The following is an 18,531-nucleotide window of genomic DNA, read 5'->3' as shown; positions in this document are numbered from 1 at the left end:
GTACGCCGAGCCGGCGTATTGATACGCCGGTTCGGCGGGAGGAGGGGAAGGTCAGGAGCCCTCGGCCAGCTGACGGGAGCGGTCGCGGGCGGCCTCCATGGCGGCGAGGAACGCGGCGCGGACCTTGTGCACCTCGAGCTCGCGCAGCGCCGAGGCGGTGGTGCCGCCGGGGCTGGTGACCTGCTCGCGCAGCACGGTCGGGTGGGTGCCGGTCTCCTGCAGCATCTTCCCGGAGCCGACGAGGGTCTGGATGACCAGCTCGGAGGCCGTGGACCGGGGCAGACCGAGGTGGACGCCGGCCTCGATCATCGACTCCACGACGAAGAAGATGTACGCCGGGCCGGAGCCGGAGATCGCGGTGACGGCGTCCTGCTGCCGCTCGGGGATGCGTACGACGCGTCCGACCGAGGCCATCAGCGACTCGGCCTCGGCGAGCTGGGCCTCGGAGCAGTGCGACCCGGGCGAGACGGCGGCCATGCCCTCGTCGACCAGGGCCGGGGTGTTGGGCATGACCCGCACGACCGCCACGCCGTCGGGCACGTGGGACTCGATGAACGCGGTGGTGATGCCCGCCGCGAGGCTGACCAGCAGCTGGCCGGGACGCAGCACCGGCGCGATCTCGGCCAGCACCTCGCCCATGTCCTGGGGCTTGACGACCAGGGCGACGGTGTCGGCCCTGGTGGCGGCGTCGAGGTTGGAGACGACGGCCACGCCGTACCGCTCCTCGAGCTCGGTGGCGCGCTCGTGGCGCTTCTCGCCGACCAGCAGCGCGTCGACGCGGCGACCGGAGCGGACCAGGCCGGAGAGCAGGGTCTCCCCCATCACGCCCGCCCCGATGATCGCGGTCCGGCCAGCGGACTGGCTCGAGCTCATGCGGAGTCCCTACTTCTTGGAGATCAACGACTTCACGAAGAATGACAGGTTCTGCGGACGCTCGGCGAGGCGGCGCATGAGGTAGCCGTACCACTCCTGCCCGAAGGGCACGTAGACCCGCACCGTCTCCCCGGCCGCGGCCAGGCGGCGCTGCTCGTCGGGGCGGATGCCGTAGAGCATCTGGAACTCGTACGTGCCCGGCGCCCGGCCGTAGCGGCTGGCCAGGGAGGAGGCGATCTCGACCATCCGCGGGTCGTGGGTCGCGACCATCGGGTAGCCCTGGCCGGCCAGCAGCACCTTCAGGCAGCGCACGTAGGACTTGTCGACGTCGAGGCGGTCGGTGAACGCCACGGTCTCGGGCTCGGCGTACGCGCCCTTGCACAGCCGCACCCGCGAGCCCTCGTAGGCGAGCTGACGGCAGTCGGCCTCGGTGCGGTGCAGGTAGGCCTGCAGCACCGCGCCGGTCTCGGGGAAGTCCTTGCGCAGCTCGCGCAGGATCGACAGCGTCGAGTCGGTGGTGGTGTGGTCCTCCATGTCCAGGGTGACCGTGGTGCCGGCGTTGCGGGCGGCCCGGCAGATGGTGCGGGCGTGCTCGAGCGCGATCGCGTGCCCGCCGTCGGGCAGTGCCTGGCCGACCGCCGACAGCTTCACCGACACCTCCGCGCCGTGCGAGAGACCCTGCGCCGCGAGGGCGCCGAGCAGCTCGACGTAGGCGTCGACGGTGGCCTGCGCCTGGGCCGCGTCGAGGGTGTCCTCGCCGAGGAAGTCCAAGGTGACCTTCAGCCCGTCGGCCTCCAGCGCGGCGGTCGCCTCGACGGCGGCCTGCGTCGTCTCCCCGGGGACGTAGCTGTGCACGATCCCCGCGGAGACCGGCATGGTCGAGACGACGTTCTTCACCACCCCGCTGCGGGCGAGCAGGAGGAGCGGCTGGCGGAGCAACGACATGCGCGACAGGGTACGTCGGCGGTCTCAGCAGCCGGGCATCCCGCGCGGCCCCTAGGGAGTACGCCGACGCAGCGTGACCGCCCCGAGGGCCAACGCCGCCACCGCGAACCCGGCCACCACCGCGAGGTCGGCCCACACCGACCCGCCGGAGCCCGACCCCGGCCCGCCGGCGGTCAGCGCCCCCATCGCGTCGACCGCGTAGGACAGCGGCATCAGGTCGGAGATCGCCCCGAGCACCGAGGGCAGCGCGTCGCGGGGCACGAACAGCCCGCACACCAGCAGCTGCGGGATCACCACCAGCGGCATGAACTGCACCGCCTGGAACTCCGTCGCGGCGAACGCGCTCACGAAGAGCCCGAGCGCGCACCCGAGCACCCCGTCCACCACGGCCACCAGGCCGAGCAGCACCAGCGACCCGTCGACCTCGAGGCCCAGCAGCCCCACCGAGACCGCGACGGCCACGGCCGACTGGACCAGGGCCACGAGCGCGAAGGCCACGGCGTAGCCGCCCAGCAGGTCCAGGCGGCCGGTCGGCATGGAGAGCAGCCGCTCGAGGGTGCCGCTGGAGCGCTCGCGCAGCGTGGTCACGCTGGTCACCAGGAACATCACGGTGAACGGGAAGATCGCCAGCAGTGCGGGGCCCACCCGGTCGAAGGCGGACCCGGTCTCCTCGCCGGAGAAGACCCACCACAGCAGCGCGATCAGCGCCGTGGGCAGCACCAGCAGCATCGCCAGGGTCCGGTGGTCGCGGCGCAGCTGGGTCAGCACGCGCACGGTCACCGCGAGCAGGATCCGCGGGCTCACGACGCCTCCCCCCTCACCAGCGCCAGGAACGCCGCCTCGACGGTGTCCACCCCCGCGGACTCCTTGACCGCCGCGGGGGTGCCGTCGGCGAGGATCGCGCCCTCGCGCATCAGCAGCAGCCGGTCGCAGCGCTCGGCCTCGTCCATCACGTGGCTGGAGACCAGCACGGCGGCCCCGTCGTCGGCCAGCTCGTGGAAGAGCCGCCACAGGTCCTCGCGCAGCACCGGGTCGAGCCCGACGGTCGGCTCGTCGAGCACCAGCAGCTCGGGACGTCGCAGCAGCGCGACGGCCAGGCTGACCCGCGAGCGCTGCCCGCCCGAGAGCCGTCCGACGACGTCGCCGGCCTGGTCGGTGAGGTCGACCTCGGCGAGCACCCGGTCGACCCGGTCGGTGGGGACGTCGAGCACCCGGGCGAAGAAGCGGAGGTTCTCGCCGACCGTGAGGTCGTCGTACACCGAGGCGGCCTGGGTGACGTAACCGACCCGTGCCCGCACCGGGGCCGAGCCCGCCGGGTGGTCGAGCACCGTCACCGAGCCCCCGTGGGTGCGCTGCACGCCGACCAGCGCGCGCATCAGCGTGGACTTGCCGCAGCCGGAGGGGCCCAGCAGGCCGGTGACGCCGGGGCCGACCTCGAGGTCGAGACCGTCCAGGACGGTGCGGTCGCCGCGGCGCACGACGAGGCCGCTGACCCGGGCCACGCCGCCCGCGCTCATCGCTCCACCGCCTCCGTCGCGGGCACGGTGTAGTGCTCCCGGGCGAAGGCCAGGGACTCGGCGAGGTCCGCCTCGCGCTCCTCGACGCTGTCGCATCGACGGGTGTTGATCTCCAGGACGATGTCCCCGCCGTACCGCGAGCCGAAGCCGTCGGCGGCGAGGTGCCGCAGGAAGGCGTCGGCGCCCATGCCACCTCGACCGGGCACGAGGTGCTCGTCCTTGGCCGATCCCGAGCCGTCGGTGAGGTGGACGTGGTGGAGGCGGTCGCCGAGGCGCTGGGCCATCTCGACCACGTCGTCGTGGGCGATGGCGGCGTGGGAGAGGTCGACGGTGGCGTGGGCGTACTCCTCGGCGGAGGGGTCCCAGCCGGGGAGGTACATCTCCATGCCGGCGTTGCGGCCGCGGACCTGGGCCTTCCAGGGGTACATGTTCTCCACGGCGAAGGCCAGGCCGGTGGAGGCCTCGAGGGCGGCGATGCCCTCGACGAAGCCCTGGGCGTAGTCCTTCTGCCAGCGGAACGGCGGGTGCACGACGACGGTGCCCGCACCCACGGCGTGCGCCATCTCCGCCGACCGCTCGAGCTTGCCCCACGGCTCGGTGCCCCAGACCCGCTGGGTGAGCAGCAGCGTGGGCGCGTGGACCGCGCAGATCGGGATGCCGTGGTGCTCGGAGAGCTGGCGCACGGCCGCGGTCTGCTGCGACAGGGCGTCGATGCCGACCATCACCTCGATCGCGTCGTAGCCCAGCCGCGCGGCGTAGGCGAAGCCGTGCGCCGTCGACTCGGGGTAGACCGAGGAGGTGGAGAGTCCGATCCGGGCGGGCATGTCCCTCAGTGCACCTCGGCCGGTCAGCCCAGCACCGGGAGCTGGTCGAGCTTCTCGAGGATGACGCCCTCGCGCAGCGCCCACGGGCACACCTCGAGGGCCTCGAGGTCGAAGATGTCCATGCAGGCCTCCGCGACCAGCGCGCCGGGCACGATCTGGTGGGTGCGGCTCGAGGAGACGCCGGGCAGCGAGGCGAGCTCGTCGTGGCCCATCTCCACCAGCTTGGGGATCCAGGCGCGCAGCTCCTCCAGCGGGAGCAACCGCTGGACCAGCGGACCCTCCGAGGAGGGTGCCGCACCGCAGATCCGGGCCAGGGAGCGGAAGGTCTTCGACGTGGCCGCCGCGTGGTCGGGCGGGCCGACGCGCAACAGGTGCCCGGCGTCGCGAGCGATCTCGGCGCGGATGCTGCGCCGCAGCTTCTTGATGTCGTCGACGTCGGGCGTGCCGCCACCGAAGTGGGCGCGCGCGAGGCGAGCCGCCCCCAGCGGCAGCGACCAGGCGACGTCGGGCGCCTCGTCGGCGCCACCGGCGATCTCCAGCGAGCCGCCCCCGATGTCGAACACCGCGAGCCGCCCCGCGGACCAGCCGAACCACCGGCGTACGGCCAGGAAGGTCAGCCGGGCCTCGTCCTCGCCGGAGAGCACCTCGATGCGCATGTCGGTGCGCTCGTGCACGTGGTCGAGCACGGCGTCGGCGTTGGCGGAGTCCCGCACCGCCGAGGTGGCGAAGGCGAGGATCTCCTCGCAGCCCTTCTCCTCGGCCACGTCGAGCGCCTGCGCCGTGAACGCCGTCAGCGCGTCGATGCCGTCCTCGCTCACCGCGCCCTCGTCGGGGCCGTCGGGCACGAGGTGCTCGGCCAGGCGCAACGGCTCCTTGTAGGAGTACGCCGGCAGCGGCGCCGCACCCCCGTGGGCGTCGACGACCAGCAGGTGACCGGTGTTGGAGCCGATGTCCAGCACTCCCAGGCGCATGGGACCACCGTACTGTCCCGGCTCCGCCGTGCTGTGCGGCGCTCGCGCGGGGGCTCCCCGTAGCCTGTGCGCCGTGCCCGAGGTCCCGCTCGACTTCCCCCGTGCGTGGGTGGAGTTCCCGAATCCCGCCGACGCCGACGAGGTGCTGCGCTGCGACCTCACCTGGCTGACCTCGTCGTGGACGTGCATCTTCGGCACCGGCTGCGCCGGCATCTACGCCGACGCCCCCGACGTGGGCTGCTGCACCCTCGGGGCGCACTTCGCCGACGACGAGGACGAGGAGCGGGTGGCGGCGGCGGTCGAGCGACTCGACGCGAGCCTGTGGCAGCACAAGCCCGAGGGGAAGCTCGCGCGCAAGCACTGGGTGGAGAAGGACGACGAGGGGGCCCGCAAGACGCGCACCGTCGAGGTCGACGGCCAGCAGTCCTGCGTCTTCGCCAACCGGCCCGGCTTCCACCCCGGCAACGGCATCGGCGGCGGGGGCTGCGCCCTGCACGCCCTGGCGGTCCAGGAGGGCCGCAACCCGCTGGAGACCAAGCCCGACGTGTGCTGGCAGCTGCCCGTACGGCGCACCTTCCGCGACGTCGAGCGACCCGACGGGTCGACCTACACCGAGGTCTCGATCGCGGAGTACGACCGCCGCGGCTGGGGCCCCGGGGGGCACGACCTCGACTGGTACTGCACCGGCAACACCGAGGCCCACGTCGCCGCCGAGCCCGTCTTCATCACCTACGGCCCCGAGCTCACCGAGCTGATCGGGGCGGAGGCCTACGCCGAGCTGGTCCGGCACTGTGAGGCGCACGTGCGCTCGCGCTCGGCGCTCGCCCTGCACCCCGCGTCCTGGGCCCACGAGGACTAGCGCGGGCACATCCCCTCCCCGGGACGCCCGCCCCGACGCACCGGCTCTCTCGACGTCGAGAGACTCCGACCCCGATGTGACTGGGCAAAGAACGGTCTTCCACACTGGAGGGCATGCGCCTGGACCATCTGTCGTACGCCGCCGGACCCGACGGTCTCGAGAGCACCGCCCGCCGCATCGGCGCCCTGCTCGGGCGTGACTTCCTCGACGGCGGCGTCCACCCCCGCTTCGGCACGCGCAACATGGTCCTGCCGCTGGCCGACCGCACCTACCTCGAGATCGTCGAGGTGCTCGACCACCCGGCCTCCGACAAGGCCCCCTTCGGCCAGGCCGTCCGCGCCCGCTCCGCCCTCGGCGGCGGCTGGCTCGGCTGGGCCGTCGAGGTCGCCGACATCGCGGTCCCCGAGGAGCGCCTGGGTCGCGCCGCGGCCCAGGGCAGCCGGCACCGTCCCGACGGCGTCGAGCTGCGCTGGAAGCAGATCGGCATCAACGGCCTGATGGCCGACCCGCAGCTGCCGTTCTTCATCCAGTGGGAGATCGAGCCCGACCTGCACCCCAGCACCGGCGCCGACGAGGCCTTCGACCTGGCCTGCCTGGAGATCGCCGGCGACCCGCAGCGGGTCTCGGAGTGGCTCGGCGAGCCCGTCGAGGCGCCCCTGGAGGACGTCAAGGTCGAGTGGGTCGCCCCGCACGGCACCCCCGGCATCATCGCCGTGCAGGTGCTGACCCCGAACGGTCTCGTCCGGCTCTGAGCACGCCCGCTCCCCCACCGCCGCCCGAGGGGCCGGCGGTGCCCGACGGCACCCGCCCGTCGCCCAACATCTGGCACCACACCGAGGCCTACGAGGTCGAGAACCGTGCCTTCGACCCCGACGGCCTCGTCGAGGACGCCATCGGCTCGGTACGCGACTGGGCCGGGCTCGACGTCCTCGACCTCGGCTGCGGCAGCGGCTTCCACCTGCGCCGCTTCGCTGCCTCGGCCCGCACCGTGACCGGCGTCGAGCCGCACCCCGACCTGCGCGCCATCGCCACCCGACGCACCCGGCGCCTCCCCTCGGTGACCGTCCTCGAGGGGACCGCCCAGGAGGTCCCCCTGCCCGAGGCCTCGGTCGACCTCGTGCACTCGCGCTGGGCCTACTTCTTCGGCCCCGGCTGCGAGCCCGGCCTGGCCGAGGTCGCACGGCTGCTGCGGCCCGGCGGGGTGCACGTCGTGGTGGACAACGACTCCTCCCGGTCGACCTTCGGCGGCTGGTTCGCCCGCGGCTTCCCCGACCTGCCCGGCCCGGAGGCCAAGCGGGAGTTCTGGGCCTCGGCCGGCTACCGGCGCATCCCCGTCCTCACCCGCTGGTCCTTCGACACCCGCGAGGACCTCGAGTCGGTCGTGTCGATCGAGCTCCCGACCCCCACGGCCCGCGAGGTGCTCGCCGACCTGCCCGGCACCACGCTGGAGATCGACTACGCCGGCGACGTGTGGTGGCGTCGTACCTGACGGGCGAGGGGTCAGCGGCGGTCGGGCCCGGAGGAGTCGCGGACCTCCAGGGACGGGGTCAGCAGGACCCCGGGATGCGCCACGCGCGGGTGGCCGAGGAGGCCCTCCATCGCCTTCACGACCTCGACGGCGACCTGCTCCAGGGGCTGGCGCACCGACGAGAGCCCGGGCCGCACCACCTGCGCGACCTGGGAGTCGTCGAACCCGACCACCGCGACGTCGTCACCGGCGCGCAGCCCACGCTCGTGCAGGGTGTGCAGCACCCCCATCGCGAGGGTGTCGGAGGCACAGACGAAGGCGGTGGGCCGCGCCTCGTCGAGGAGTACGCCGGCGGCCGACCGCCCGGAGACCACGGTGTCCTCCACGCGCGAGGCCAGGCCGGTCGTGGGCAGCCCGCGCGCGTGCATGGCGCGGTGCCAGCCGGCGCGACGGTCCTCACCGATGCGGGAGTCCTTGCGCCAGCCGATCCAGGCGATCCGCTCGTGGCCCTTGTCGAGCAGGTGGTCGGTGGCCAGCTGGCAGCCCGCGGCACCGTCGACGTCGACCCATGCGTGGGTGGCCGAGGGGTTCTCCCACGGCCGACCGAAGGCCACGAACGGCGCCCGGCGCGAGTCCAGCCACGTGGCCTGGGGGTTGCCGAGGTAGGTGTCGGTGACGACGAAGGCGTCGACGGCGGTGGAGCGCAGCAGGTCGTCGTACCCGGCCAGCGGCTCGCCGGGCTCCCCCGCGAAGAGCAGGACGTGGTAGCCGGCCTCGCGGGAGGTCTCGACCAGGGAGTGCACGAAGCGGTCCATGGTCGCGTTGGCGGTGCCCTCCTGCACCGGCTGGATCCTCAGGCCGATGAGGTGCGAGGCGCGGGTGCGCAGGTTGCGGGCGGCGCGGTTGGGCAGGTAGCCGAGCTCGGCGATCGCCTCCTGCACCCGCGCGAGCGTGTCGGCGCGCAGCAGGTCGGGGTTGTTGACGGCGTTGGAGACGGTCTGGCGCGAGACGCCTGCCCGCTCGGCGACGTCGGCCAGGGTCGGCGGGGTGGTCGACAGTCGACCGGGGATCCGGCTCACCTGACCGCACCTCCTGGCATGGATCGATCCAACACGGTGCGGGCAGCATATCCGCGCGCGCGGGCGGCGTCCCACGCTCGGTCCGTCCGGGACTCCCGCGGCACCTGCACAGGACTGTCGGCGCGGTGACCTAGCGTTCCCGCCATGCCCGCCGCACGCCCCGCCCGCCCGCCGAAGCCCGCCTACCGCTGCTCCGAGTGCGGCTGGGAGACCGCCAAGTGGGTGGGTCGCTGCGGGGAGTGCCAGTCCTGGGGCTCGGTGACCGAGACCGCGGCGCCGACGCTGCGCACCGCGGCCGCGCCGGTCACCGCTCCGGCCGTGCCCATCGGGGACGTCGCGGTCGAGACCTCGGCCTTCCGCAGCAGCGGGGTGCCCGAGCTCGACCGCGTCCTGGGGGGCGGCCTGGTCCCCGGCGCCGCGATCCTGCTGGCCGGCGAGCCCGGTGTCGGCAAGAGCACGCTGCTGCTGGAGGTGGCCGCCCAGACCGCGCGCTACCGCCACCGCACCCTCTACGTCACCGGCGAGGAGTCGGCCTCCCAGGTGCGCTTGCGTGCCGACCGCACCAACGCCGTGGAGCCCGAGCTCTTCCTCGCCGCCGAGACCGACCTCGGGGCGCTGCTCACCCACGTCGAGCAGACCCGGCCCACGCTGCTGGTCATCGACTCGGTGCAGACCATCGGCGCCTCGGGCATCGACGGCGTGCCCGGGGGTGTCACCCAGGTCAAGGAGGTCGCGGCCGCTCTCATCCGGGTGGCCAAGACCCGCAACATCACCACCATCCTCGTCGGCCACGTCACCAAGGACGGCTCCATCGCCGGCCCCCGGGTGCTCGAGCACCTCGTCGACGTGGTGCTGCACTTCGAGGGCGACCGCAACAGCCGCTTCCGGATGGTCCGCGCGATGAAGAACCGTTTCGGCCCGGTCGACGAGGTCGGCTGCTTCCAGCTCGACGCCACCGGCATCGAGGCCGTGGCCGACCCGACGGGGCTCTTCGTCGAGCAGCACCACGGCCGGGTGCCTGGCACCTGCGTGGCGGTGACGATGGAGGGACGACGTCCCCTGCTCGCGGAGGTCCAGGCCCTGGTGACGCCCAGCGCCCTGGACAAGCCGCGCCGCACCGTCAGCGGGCTGGACTCCTCCCGCACCGCCCTGGTCCTCGCCGTCCTCGAGCGGCACTGCGGGTTGCGCCTGCACGGCAGCGACGTCTTCGCCTCCACCGTCGGTGGGGCTCGCCTGCACGAGCCGGCCAGCGACCTCGCGCTCGCGGTCGCCCTGGTCTCCTCCCACCTCGGGGAGGCCGCCCCCACCGGCACCATCGCGATCGGGGAGATCGGGCTGGCCGGCGAGCTGCGGCGGGTCCGTGACCTGCCCCAGCGGCTCGCCGAGGCCGCACGGCTCGGCTTCCGCGTCGCCGTCGTCCCCGCCGAGCCCGGCCAGCGCTCCTCGGCGGCCCGGCCGGCGCGCACCGTCGACGGGATGCGCGTCATCGAGGTCCCCGGCGTCCTGACCGCCCTCGACGTGCTGCGGCTGACCGGCCGGGAGGCCGGCCGCGTCCCGCGCGCGCCGGAGTTCTGAGCTCGACGCGGCCGGGCGGCTCTACACTTCCTGCACGGCGCCCTCCGGTGCGCCGGAGGGCTGGAGGAGATCCGTGGGGAGCGACCGCACCGACGACACACTGCGACTGCGCGAGACGCTCGCGTCGATCGCGCCCGGCACGCCGTTGCGCGACGGCCTGGAGCGCATCCTGCGCGGCCGCACCGGCGCGTTGATCGTCATCGGCCGCGACCGCACCGTCGACGCGATCAGCACCGGTGGCTTCGAGCTCGACGTGCCGTTCACCGCGACCGGGCTGCGCGAGCTGGCCAAGATGGACGGCGCGATCATCGTCGACCGCGACCTCAACCGGATCATCCGGGCCGCGGTCCACCTGATGCCCGACCACACCATCCCCTCCGAGGAGACCGGCACCCGGCACCGCACCGCCGACCGGGTCGCCAAGCAGACCGGGTTCCCCGTGATCTCGGTCAGCCAGTCGATGCAGATCATCGCGGCGTACGTCGGCGAGACCCGGCACGTCCTGGAGGACTCCGGGCAGATCCTGTCCCGCGCCAACCAGGCGCTGGCGACCCTCGAGCGCTACAAGCTGCGCCTCGACGAGGTCTCCTCGACGCTGTCGGCGCTGGAGATCGAGGACCTCGTGACCGTCCGCGACGTCGCGGTGGTGGCCCAGCGCCTGGAGATGGTGACCAGGATCGCCCGCGAGATCGAGGACTACGTGCTCGAGCTCGGCACCGACGGCCGACTGCTGTCCCTGCAGCTGGAGGAGCTGATCACCGGCGTCGACTCCGAGCGCGAGCTGGTGGTGCGCGACTACCTCCCCGACGCCCACCCCCTCGACGACCCCTCGGACCTGCTGGCCACGATGGCCGGCCTCTCCCCGACCGAGCTGGTCGACCCCGCTGCCGTCGCCCGCGTGCTGGGCCTGGGCAACGGCGAGCACCTCGACGGCGCGGTCGCGCCGCGCGGCTACCGGCTGCTCGCCAAGGTCCCCCGCCTGCCCGGCAGCGTGGTGGACCGGCTCGTCGACCACTTCGGCACCCTGCAGAAGCTGCTCTCCGCCGGCGTCGACGACCTCCAGGCCGTCGACGGGGTCGGCGAGCTGCGGGCCCGCTCGGTCCGCGAAGGTCTCTCCCGGCTGGCGGAGTCCACGATCCTCGAGCGCTACGTCTGAGGCGCCGGTCGGGATACTCCGCAGGAAATCGCACCCTCAGCGTGCGCTGAGGGTGCGATGGGATGCGGACTATCCCGACCAGTCCTACCCCCCCCGCTACCCCCGCAGGACCGCCAGGCCCTCCTCGAGCAGCACCGGCACGGCCTGGCCGGCGGTGTCGAAGCCGGAGCCGGCGGCGGCACCGGCCCGGTAGCGGTGGTCGATGCCGGCGGCGATGACGGCGAGCTTGAGGTAGCCCAGGGCCAGGTGCTCGTCGAGGTCGACCAGGTCCACACCGCCCGCCGCCTCGTACGCCGCCGCGAGGCCCGTGGCCCCGGGCAGCCGGGGGCTCGCCCAGGCGGTGGGCTCGCCGATGACCTGGTCGAACACGGGGTGCCGGTAGACGCACATCATCGCCACGTCCGCGACCGGGTCGCCGATGGTCGAGAGCTCCCAGTCGACGACGGCCGCCACGGACGGCTCGCAGCCCTCCTCCCGGGGACCGTCCGGCAGCGCGAGCAGCGTGTTGTCGATGCGGTAGTCCCCGTGCACGACGCCGGTCGCGGCCTGGCGGGGCAGCCGGTCCCCCAGGGCGGTGACCAGGGTTGCGGCGGCCGCACGCACGGCGGGGTCGAAGGCCGCGCCCACGATCTCCCACTGCCCGGCCCAGCGCCTGAGCTGACGGGCGGCGTACCCGTCGGGTCTGCCGAAGCGCTCCAGCCCGGCGGCCACGTGGTCGACCCGGTGCAGGGCCGCCAGCGTCGAGGCCAGCGCCGAGACCACGGAGGAGACCACGGTGTCGTCGAGGCCGTCGAGCTGGGCCGCGGTCTGCACGGTGGCCCCGGGCACGAAGCCGGCGACCGCGAACGGCCCGCCGATCAGCGACTCGTCCTCGCACAGGACGACGGCCGGCGGGACCGGGACGTCGGTGGTCCCCAGCGCCGACGTCACCCGGAACTCCCGCGCCACGTCGTGCGCCGAGGGGGTGCGACCCGCCCGCGGTGGGGTGCGCAGCACCCAGGCCGAGGCCCCGTCGTCGAGGCGGAAGGTGAGGTTGGAGCGGCCGCCTGCGATCAGCCGCGCGGTCAGCGGCCCGGCGAGGTCGACGCCCGCGGCGGACATCTGCGCCGCGACGGCCGACAGCTCGGTCCCGCTGAGCTCCATGCTCACGCGCCCTGCTCCGCGGTGATGGCCCGCACCGCGCGCCGGGCGATCGACCACCGGTGGACCTCGGAGGGCCCGTCGTAGATCCGGAAGGGCCGCACCTCCCGGGCGATCCTGGCCACCGGGAGCTCGGTGGAGACCCCGAGGCCGCCGCACAACTGCTGGGCCCGGTCGGCCACGCGGTGCAGGGCCTCCGCCGCGAAGGTCTTGGCGATGGAGGTCTGCTGGTTGCCGCGTCCGCCGTCGTCGAGGACGCGGCAGGCCTCCATCAGCAGCGCGCGGGTGGCGGCGAGGTCGATCTCGCTGTCGGCGATCAGCTGCTGCACCATGCCCTGGTCGGCCAGCCGCGATCCGAACGCCTCCCGGCCGGCGACGTAGGAGACGGCCACCTCGTGGGCACGACGTACGGCGCCGGTCCAGCGCATCACGTGGGTCATCCGGGCCGGTCCGAGCCGCACCTGGGCGTACCGGAAGCCCTCGTCGACACCGCCGAGCACGTCCTCGTCGGGGACGAACGCGTCCTCGTAGAGCACCTCGCAGTGTCCACCGATCATCGAGGTGTCGACCATGCCGACGTGCCGGGTGACGGTGAGGCCCTCGGTCGAGGCCGGCATCAGGAACATCGTCGCTCCGCCGGCCCCGCCGGGCTCGCCGCTGGTGCGGGCCATGGTGATGAAGAAGCCGGCACCGTCGGCGCCGGTGATGAAGCGCTTGAGGCCGTTGAGGACCCAGCCACCGTCGACCCGGGTGGCGCGGGTCGCCAGCATCGAGGGGTCTGCGCCGGCGCCGGGGGCCGGCTCGGTCATGGCGAACGCCGATCGCACCTCTCCCCGAGTGAGGGGCACGAGGTACCGCTCCCGCTGGGCGCTGGTGGCGACGTGGTCGAGCAGGTGGATGTTGCCCTCGTCGGGGGCGTTGATGTTGAGCGCGACCGGGCCGAACAGCGAGTAGCCGGCCTCCTCGAAGACCGGGGCACGGTCGACCATCCCCAGCCCGAGCCCACCGCAGTCGACCGGAGCGTGCGGCGCGAAGACCCCCGCCTGCTGGGCCGCGGCCTGCAGGCGGGTGCGCAGCTCGTCCCCACCGGCGGCCTCGATGTCACCGTCGTGGGCGTCGTCGAGCGGCAGCACGACCTCGCGCACCAGGGTCCGGGTCCGCTCGACGATCGACTGGATCTCCTGCGAGACCTGCATGGCTCTCCTCCCGGCGGGATGTCGGACCCGACGCTCGGGCCCCGACCGATCACTCGCTCGGTAGGCAGGATGCCACGTGGTCAGGTGGGCGCGCCAGCCATCCGCCGGGCCAGGACGAGGTGCCGCCCGACCAGCTGGTCGGGCGTGAGCGGCCCGTCGGGCCGGTACCACGACGCCACGCCCACGCACAGCGAGGAGATCGCCCGGGCGACCTCGTCGGGGTGCTCGGCGGAGAAGACACCGGCCGAGACCCCCTCGCTCACCACGTCCTCGAGCATCCGTTGGGCGGCGTCGCGCCGGGCGACGTACGCCGCGCGGTTGTCCGGCTCGAGGCTGCGGATCTCGCTGGACCCGACGAAGGCCTGCGGGCGGCGGAACATGTGGAAGCGCACGAAGGACTCCACCAACGCGTCGAACCGCGCCGCCGGGTCAGTGCCCGCGTCGCGCAGCGCCGCCTCGCACCGGCCGAGCAGCTCGTCCATCGTGGCGTCCATGAGGGCGCGCAGGATCTCCTGCTTGGACCGGAAGTGGTGGTAGACGCCGGGGACGGAGAGCCCGGACGCGGCCGCGACGTCGCGGATCGAGGTGCCGTGGTAGCCGTGCTCGGCGAAGGCGGTCAGCGCCGCACCGAGGATGCGGGGGAGGTCGGCGGCGGGGTCCGCGGCGTACTCACGCCAGCGCTCCCACACCCGCTGCGTCGCCTGCCCCCGGGCCGGGGCGTCCTCGGTGCTCACGTCGCGCACCGTAGCCGAGTGGCGGGCCGCACGCCGCCGCAGCCGTGACCGCAGGCCGCCGTGGACGTTGTCCCCGTCATGCGTCCGACGCCCCGCCGCCTGCTGCTCGCCACCACCGTCCTCGCCCTCGTCGCCCCCTCGACGGCCACCCTCACCGGCCCGGACGCGCAGGCCGCGGCCGAGCGCCCGTACCTGCTGGGCCCCGAGGCGATCACCGGCCCCGACGACAGCCCCGGCACCACGCTCTTCGGCAGGCTCGGTGCCGCGCGGGGCGGCCCGCGCACCTGGGCGAGCCGGGCGCTGTCCCGGCAGGCCGACCGGCTGGGCGTGGACGCCGGGGCGGTCCGCTGGGAGCGGGTGCGGCACAGCATGGTCGGCACCCACGTCCGTGGCCGGGAGTTCCGCGGTGGGGTACCGGTCCGCGGCACCGACGTCCTGGTGTCGGCGGTGGACGGGCGCGTGGTCCAGGTCGCCGGCAGCGGCTCGGACCTGCCCGGCGAGCCGGTCGCCCGCCCCGTCGGCGACGCCCTGGCCCGCACGGTGGCCCTGGCGACGCTGGGCGTCACCGAGGTCCTGGTCGAACCGGACGTCGACCGGGTGCTGCGGCCGGTGGACGGGCGGCTCGTCGACACCCTCACCGTCTCGGTCGTGGGACTGACCCCTGCCCGGGCCGGCCAGGTGGTCCTCGACGCCGCCGACGGGTCGGTCCTCGGGGTCGCCGACGACGCGCGGTACGCCGGAGGGCGGGAGGGCCGGGACGGGGCCTCGTTCACCGCCGAGCTGTTCGACCCCAACCCGGTGGCCACCTCGCGCGACACCTCGCTGCGCTCGCCGTTCGAGACCGGCACCGGCGTCAACGTCCCGGTGGACTCGGCCGAGCTCACCGCGCAGCTGCGACCCCGCACGCTGGAGCACCTCGACGAGTCCAGCCTCGCCCTCGGGCTGCTGTCCGGCCCGTGGGCCGACCTGCCCGCCTCGCCGGGGTTCCTGGACCAGTCCCTGGGCGAGCCGGTGTCCTACAGCCGCAGCGACCCGCGCTTCGTGGGGGCGATGACCTACTACCACGTCGACGCCTACCAGTCGTGGCTGCAGCGCATCGGCCTGACCGACGTCAACGCCCACCCGCAGACCCTGGTCCCGACGCTGCTGCCGGGCTACGACAACTCCTTCTACCAGCCCGGCAACGACCTGATCGTCTTCGGCGGCGGGGGCGTCCCCGACGCGGAGGACGCCGACGTGATCCTGCACGAGTACGGCCACGCGATGCAGGACGACCAGGTCCCCGGCTACGGCGAGACCACCGCGGGCGGCGCCATGGGCGAGGGCTTCGGCGACTTCAACGCCGGCAACTACTTCGCCCTGACCAGCAAGGGCTTCCACGACGTCTGCGTCGCCGACTGGGACGCCACGACCTACTCCTCCGACGACCCCACCTGCCTGCGCCGGATGGACAGCGACAAGGACGCCCGCACCGACCTGGAGCAGGCCGTCCACGCCGACGGGGAGATCTGGTCCTCCTACCTGTGGCGGGTGCGCGCGAAGCTCGGTCGGAGCACGAGGAAGCGCTCGGTCAACGCCGCGCGCCTGGTGCTGGTGATGCACGAGACGCTGCTGCCCGACGCGGAGTACGACGACGCGATCGCCGGTCTGCGGTTCGCCGCCGGGGCGCTGGGCAGGAAGTCCTGGCGCAAGGTCGTCGTCCGCGAGGCCCGACGCAGCGGCTACCTCGGCTGACCCGGCCGGGACGGGTGGGCCCTCCGGTCCCGGGACCGGGACCTTCGCCCCTGCTCGGCGCCCCCACCGCGCGGTCTACTGGTCCCAGAGCGACGGGGCGGGGTTCCGAACCAGTGGCCACACGGCGCAGGCACCGGCCGAGCCACGACTCATCACCCCGAGGGAGTGGGACCGCCCCGTCGCCCCTCTGCTCGACGCGGTGCCGGGCCGCCCGCGTGTCACGCCGAGGCTGACTCCCACCCGGCGACCCCGCTGAGCCGGGCGACGTCGTCGGCGATGCCGGCGACGTTGTCGACCGCCGTGATCAGGGCGCCGTAGAGCGGCCAGCGGCGGTCCGGCAGGTCGGCCACCGAGAGCTCTCGCACCAGGTCCTCCAGACCGGGCGCCCCACCGGTGTCACGCGCGGGGTCGGCGACGCGGCGCCCGACGCGCTCGAGGACGTCGGTCCAACGCTCCCGGAACTCGTCGTCCCACTGCTCGGCCGCGACCACGGACTCGTGGACGATCCGCGCGACCGCCCGCGCCTGGGCGACGCCGTCCTCGAGGCGGAACAGCACCGCCTCGGCCTGCTCGGGGTCGGCCGTGCGCCGAGAGCGGTGCCGCAGCGGGTTGGCCCACCGGCTCTCGCGGGTGAAGGCGAGGTGCTGCTGGGCCAGGTCCAGGGAGTCGTCGAGGTCACGGGTCGCCTCCAACCACTCCTGTGAGACCCCCTCGTCGACCTCGCCGCGCAGGTCCTCGGCCATCCGCACGAGGAGCCGCCCCAGCCGGTGCGTGACGTCGGCTCCCGCCCGCTCGACCACCCGGTCGTCCAGCGGCGGGGCCACGAGCAGGTTGACCAGCAACCCCGTGGCCACGCCGACCAACGTGTCGAGGAAGCGGTGCGAGAGCGCCATCTCCTGGGCGGCGTCGTGGGCGCCGTAGCCGGCCGTGATGACGAACAGCGCGGTCGTCGCGACCGCGACCCCCTCGTCACGGGCGAGGAACGCCCGGGCGAGCAGCAGCCCGACCAGCACCGAGGCGACCAGCGCCGGGGTGGCGACCAGCTCGTAGCCGAGCAGCTGGACGGCGGCGTACGAGACGAGCAGGCCGAGCCCGGAGGCGAGCACGGCCTGGCTGCCGCGCCAGACCGTGCGGTAGACGGTCGCGTGGACCGTCAGCAGCGCCACCCAGGGCGCCAGGAACGCCTGCTGCAGCTCGAGGACGTGCGCAGCGACGACCCAGGCCACGGCGGTGGCCAGGGTCGCCTTGATGATCTGCAGCAGGTCCGTGCGGCTGTCGGGTCGCGGGGCGCGCATCCCTCCAGCCTGGCAGGCGGGCGACGGGTGCGGGGCACCCGTCGGGGCGGGCTCAGCGCCCGAAGAGCCGACCCAGGAAGCCGCCGGAGGACGCCTCGCCCTCGTGGCCGCCGCACCACTGGTCGGCCGGCACCATCGCCTTGACGTCGCCGACGTGCTGGCCGCACCCGGCCCAGGTGGTCTTGCCGCAGGTCTTGCAGGTGGTCGGACGGCACATGGTGTCTCCTTCGTGGTGGTGGTCGAGCCCGGGGCTCGGGGTGTGGTCGGCCCGGGAGGGCCGGTGGGATCGGTGGTGGGATCGGTGGAGGATCGGTCGGTCTGGTCAGGCGGGCAGCAGGGCGCCGAGCACCTCGGGCACGGCCCGGACGGTGGTGTACATGGCGACGACGAGGACGAGGACGGCGAAGGCGGCCTGGAGCCGGTTGCCCGAGATCCGGTCCCCGACCCGGGCACCGAGCACCGCCCCGACGGCGGCGACCGCCGTGAGGACCAGGACCGGCGTCCAGTCGGGCACGACGCCGGCGCCGTGCCGCACCACCAGCGCGACCGCGCTGGTGACGGTGATGACGACCAGCGACGTGCCGACGGCGTCGGCCATCGGCAGGTCGAAGGCCAGCAGCAGGGCGGGCACGACGACGAAGCCGCCGCCCACGCCCAGGAAGCCGGTGAGCAGCCCGACGACGGTGGCGGTCACGACCAGCTTGGCCAGCCGGGGGCAGTCACAGACGAAGCGCCCCTGCCCCCGGTCGAAGGCCACGATCGGGTCGTCGAGCCGGGGTCGGTCACCCTGCCCGCTCTCGCGGTGCCGACGCAGGCGGCGCACCATCAGCGCGCCCACCAGGAGCATGAGCAGCGCGAAGAGCGCCATCAGCACGTCGGGGGGTACGACGGTGGCGGCTCGGGCCCCACCCACGGCTCCGCCGATGGCGATCAGCCCGAAGGTCAGGCCCTGGCCGAGCCGGACGTGACCGGCGCGACCCGCCGCGACGGCGCCGACCGCGGCGGTGAGGCCGACCACGACCAGGGAGCCGGTGGTGGCCTGCGTGGGCGACTGCCCGAGCAGGTAGACCAGCACTGGGACGGCGAGGATCGACCCTCCACCCCCCAGGGCTCCCAGCGACAGGCCGATGAACAGCCCGGCGCCGGCCGCGACGACCAGCACCGT

The 18,531-nt window shown here is 74.1% G+C and carries 19 protein-coding genes; 6 read left to right on the top strand and 13 right to left on the bottom strand.

The window, feature by feature from the left end; genetic code table 11:
* Nucleotides 1–51: 51 nt before the first annotated feature.
* Genes proC through BKA05_RS00960 form a run of 6 tightly spaced genes read right to left on the bottom strand, consistent with a single transcriptional unit; the run spans nt 52 to nt 5,130 of the window.
* The gene (gene proC, locus BKA05_RS00985; RefSeq protein WP_179529757.1) at nt 52–873 is read right to left on the bottom strand and encodes a pyrroline-5-carboxylate reductase; all 822 of its coding nucleotides are present in this window, start codon (nt 871–873) and stop codon (nt 52–54) included.
* A 9-nt stretch (nt 874–882) separates the two neighbouring features.
* Nucleotides 883–1,818 (bottom strand): proline dehydrogenase family protein, encoded by a 936-nt coding sequence (locus BKA05_RS00980; RefSeq protein WP_218842201.1) that lies wholly within the window; start codon nt 1,816–1,818, stop codon nt 883–885.
* Nucleotides 1,819–1,869: 51 nt separating this feature from the next.
* Nucleotides 1,870–2,622 (bottom strand): ABC transporter permease, encoded by a 753-nt coding sequence (locus tag BKA05_RS00975; protein ID WP_179529756.1) that lies wholly within the window; start codon nt 2,620–2,622, stop codon nt 1,870–1,872.
* The gene (locus tag BKA05_RS00970) at nt 2,619–3,335 is read right to left on the bottom strand and encodes an ABC transporter ATP-binding protein (RefSeq protein WP_179529755.1); all 717 of its coding nucleotides are present in this window, start codon (nt 3,333–3,335) and stop codon (nt 2,619–2,621) included. The genes BKA05_RS00975 and BKA05_RS00970 overlap by 4 nt, the downstream gene beginning before the upstream one ends.
* Nucleotides 3,332–4,159, bottom strand: coding sequence for a sugar phosphate isomerase/epimerase family protein (locus BKA05_RS00965; protein WP_179529754.1), 828 nt, complete (start codon nt 4,157–4,159; stop codon nt 3,332–3,334). Before BKA05_RS00965 ends, BKA05_RS00970 begins: the two co-directional genes overlap by 4 nt.
* A 23-nt stretch (nt 4,160–4,182) precedes the next feature.
* The gene (locus BKA05_RS00960) at nt 4,183–5,130 is read right to left on the bottom strand and encodes a Ppx/GppA family phosphatase (protein ID WP_179529753.1); all 948 of its coding nucleotides are present in this window, start codon (nt 5,128–5,130) and stop codon (nt 4,183–4,185) included.
* Between the two features lie 73 nt (nt 5,131–5,203).
* Between BKA05_RS00960 and BKA05_RS00955 the strand changes: the two genes are divergently transcribed.
* From BKA05_RS00955 to BKA05_RS00945, 3 genes are all read left to right on the top strand, one after another.
* Nucleotides 5,204–5,989 carry a DUF3109 family protein gene (locus BKA05_RS00955; RefSeq protein ID WP_179529752.1) on the top strand — a complete coding sequence of 262 codons (786 nt, stop codon included), beginning with the start codon at nt 5,204–5,206 and terminating at the stop codon, nt 5,987–5,989.
* A 113-nt stretch (nt 5,990–6,102) separates the two neighbouring features.
* Nucleotides 6,103–6,741, top strand: a complete 639-nt coding sequence (locus tag BKA05_RS00950) for a VOC family protein (RefSeq protein WP_179529751.1) — start codon at nt 6,103–6,105, stop codon at nt 6,739–6,741.
* 38 nt (nt 6,742–6,779) lie between these two features.
* Nucleotides 6,780–7,478 carry a methyltransferase domain-containing protein gene (locus tag BKA05_RS00945; protein ID WP_179529750.1) on the top strand — a complete coding sequence of 233 codons (699 nt, stop codon included), beginning with the start codon at nt 6,780–6,782 and terminating at the stop codon, nt 7,476–7,478.
* Between the two features lie 11 nt (nt 7,479–7,489).
* On the opposite strand, the gene BKA05_RS00940 is transcribed toward BKA05_RS00945, so the two are convergent.
* Nucleotides 7,490–8,536 carry a substrate-binding domain-containing protein gene (locus tag BKA05_RS00940; RefSeq protein WP_179529749.1) on the bottom strand — a complete coding sequence of 349 codons (1,047 nt, stop codon included), beginning with the start codon at nt 8,534–8,536 and terminating at the stop codon, nt 7,490–7,492.
* A gap of 144 nt (nt 8,537–8,680) precedes the next feature.
* Here BKA05_RS00940 and radA point away from each other — a divergent pair, with 144 nt between their 5' ends.
* Together radA and disA are read left to right on the top strand one after the other, a co-directional pair.
* Nucleotides 8,681–10,111, top strand: a complete 1,431-nt coding sequence (radA, locus tag BKA05_RS00935; RefSeq protein WP_179529748.1) for a DNA repair protein RadA — start codon at nt 8,681–8,683, stop codon at nt 10,109–10,111.
* Nucleotides 10,112–10,184: 73 nt separating this feature from the next.
* On the top strand, nt 10,185–11,267 hold the full coding sequence (gene disA, locus BKA05_RS00930) for a DNA integrity scanning diadenylate cyclase DisA (RefSeq protein ID WP_179529747.1): 1,083 nt from the start codon (nt 10,185–10,187) through the stop codon (nt 11,265–11,267).
* Nucleotides 11,268–11,363: 96 nt separating this feature from the next.
* On the opposite strand, the gene BKA05_RS00925 is transcribed toward disA, so the two are convergent.
* The 3 genes from BKA05_RS00925 to BKA05_RS00915 all read right to left on the bottom strand — a co-directional run bounded on the left by BKA05_RS00925 (nt 11,364) and on the right by BKA05_RS00915 (nt 14,337).
* Nucleotides 11,364–12,410, bottom strand: a complete 1,047-nt coding sequence (locus tag BKA05_RS00925) for a phosphotransferase family protein (RefSeq protein WP_179532896.1) — start codon at nt 12,408–12,410, stop codon at nt 11,364–11,366.
* Between the two features lie 2 nt (nt 12,411–12,412).
* Nucleotides 12,413–13,603 carry an acyl-CoA dehydrogenase family protein gene (locus tag BKA05_RS00920; RefSeq protein ID WP_179529746.1) on the bottom strand — a complete coding sequence of 397 codons (1,191 nt, stop codon included), beginning with the start codon at nt 13,601–13,603 and terminating at the stop codon, nt 12,413–12,415.
* Nucleotides 13,604–13,683: 80 nt separating this feature from the next.
* Nucleotides 13,684–14,337 (bottom strand): TetR/AcrR family transcriptional regulator, encoded by a 654-nt coding sequence (locus tag BKA05_RS00915; protein WP_343045458.1) that lies wholly within the window; start codon nt 14,335–14,337, stop codon nt 13,684–13,686.
* Nucleotides 14,338–14,415: 78 nt separating this feature from the next.
* Here BKA05_RS00915 and BKA05_RS00910 point away from each other — a divergent pair, with 78 nt between their 5' ends.
* Nucleotides 14,416–16,071 (top strand): M36 family metallopeptidase, encoded by a 1,656-nt coding sequence (locus BKA05_RS00910; protein WP_179529745.1) that lies wholly within the window; start codon nt 14,416–14,418, stop codon nt 16,069–16,071.
* A gap of 218 nt (nt 16,072–16,289) precedes the next feature.
* Here BKA05_RS00910 and BKA05_RS00905 read toward each other — a convergent pair whose 3' ends face one another.
* The 3 genes from BKA05_RS00905 to BKA05_RS00895 all read right to left on the bottom strand — a co-directional run bounded on the left by BKA05_RS00905 (nt 16,290) and on the right by BKA05_RS00895 (nt 18,528).
* The gene (locus BKA05_RS00905; protein WP_179529744.1) at nt 16,290–17,366 is read right to left on the bottom strand and encodes an FUSC family protein; all 1,077 of its coding nucleotides are present in this window, start codon (nt 17,364–17,366) and stop codon (nt 16,290–16,292) included.
* 52 nt (nt 17,367–17,418) lie between these two features.
* Nucleotides 17,419–17,583, bottom strand: a complete 165-nt coding sequence (locus tag BKA05_RS00900; RefSeq protein WP_179529743.1) for a hypothetical protein — start codon at nt 17,581–17,583, stop codon at nt 17,419–17,421.
* Between the two features lie 105 nt (nt 17,584–17,688).
* Nucleotides 17,689–18,528: a TSUP family transporter gene (locus BKA05_RS00895; RefSeq protein WP_343045457.1), complete on the bottom strand. Its 840-nt coding sequence runs from the start codon at nt 18,526–18,528 to the stop codon at nt 17,689–17,691.
* Nucleotides 18,529–18,531: the final 3 nt, after the last annotated feature.

This window comes from Nocardioides marinus (assembly GCF_013408145.1).
In the GTDB taxonomy this organism is placed as follows: Bacteria; Actinomycetota; Actinomycetes; order Propionibacteriales; family Nocardioidaceae; genus Nocardioides; species Nocardioides marinus.
This window is presented reverse-complemented; position numbering and strand designations above follow the sequence as displayed.